Annotated in this window: 1 protein-coding gene and 1 pseudogene; one reads left to right on the forward strand and one right to left on the reverse strand. The window is 60.9% G+C overall.

All coding sequences use genetic code 11. The annotated features are described in order from the left end of the window. Positions 1-188 (forward strand): annotated as a pseudogene (locus AC1D17_RS29130) (molybdopterin-dependent oxidoreductase); the annotation flags it as partial. Between the two features lie 126 nt (positions 189-314). On the opposite strand, the gene AC1D17_RS29135 reads toward AC1D17_RS29130, so the two are convergent. Beyond that, the coding region (locus AC1D17_RS29135) for an SLC13 family permease (RefSeq protein ID WP_477568663.1) at positions 315-896 on the reverse strand (582 nt) is incomplete at its 5' end.

Here is an 896-nt window from a genome sequence, read left to right on the forward strand (position 1 = left end):
GAGGAGGCTCGTGGCAAAGGGCCACTGTAGGTCCGCGCGAGGATAGAAGTTGGCAGCGGTTCGAGTTGCCGTGGGCCCCAACATCCGGCCAGCATGTCCTGCTATGTCGCTGCACCAACGAGTTTGGCGAAGGACAGCCGCCATCGGACGCAAGAAACGCGGTGCACTCAGTCCAAGTTGGTGTCTAGGCCCTTCTCTACCGCGAACGAGAGTTGAGACGGCGTAACCAGTGCGTAAAAAAATCCGATGTCCCTCAAAACTCCGAAGTCCATGCCGAAGGGTATTCGGCATGCTTTCGGGATGTATGCTCGGTTTCAGACCAGTCCAGGCACCACGAACACCAGCCAGGCAACGATCGGTCCGATGATGGCAATTAACGCGCTGTAGATCAGTAACTGCCGCAGGACCTGCTCTCGCCTGTCATCCGGCGCATTGGCGACGACAAGCGCGCCATTGGTGGAGAACGGGCTGGTGTCGACGATCGTGGTCGAGATCGCGATTGCCGCCACCACGCCAATCGCGCTGACATGGCCCTGCAGCAGAAAGGGAACGGCGAGCGGGATGATGGCGCCGAGCAGCGCGGTCGAGGATGCGAAGGCCGAGACGATGGCACCCGTAAAGCAGAGCAGGAGCGCGACGAGGAGCGGCATGCCGAGGCTGGAGATGGCGTTTGCGACGTAATCCACCGTCCCGGCTTTTTCCATGACGCCGACATAGGTGATGATGCCGGCGATCAGCAGAACGGTCGACCAGCTGACCTTGTCGATGGCGGCCTTCTGCGTTGTCGGCGACAGCAGCGCCAGAACAACGGCCACGGTCATGGCGACGAGGCCAACGTTGAATTTGAACACCAGCGCGCCGATGCCGAGTGCCGTCAGGCCGATCAGCGTGACGAT

It is taken from the genome of Pararhizobium sp. P1_E7, from assembly GCF_056405855.1.